1 protein-coding gene is annotated in these 236 nt (G+C 78.0%); it reads right to left on the minus strand.

Features of this window, described 5'->3' with window-relative positions:
- Positions 1-215, minus strand: a 215-nt coding sequence (locus AC0CH3_RS17965) for a hypothetical protein (RefSeq protein WP_465238146.1), incomplete at its 3' end; no start/stop codon positions are given.
- Positions 216-236 lie beyond the last annotated feature (21 nt).

The following is a 236-nucleotide window of genomic DNA, read 5'->3' on the forward strand; positions in this document are numbered from 1 at the left end:
AGCAGCGTCAGCGGCGGTGGTGCGGGCGCGGCGCCGGCGCGCGCGCTGGCGAGGCTGCGCAGCCGCCAGAGGCAGGTCTCGGTGTCGGTGTCGAGCGCGCGCTCGTCGAACGCGGCAATCGCGGCGTCGCGCCGGCCGAGCAGCGTGAGTGCGATCCCGCGCGTGGCGGCATGGCGACGCGCGCGCGAGCGCCGGATCGTCGGCCGCCATGACATCGAGCACGCCCAGCGCGTCGC

The sequence above is a fragment of the Sphingomonas sp. AC449 genome, assembly GCF_979253475.1.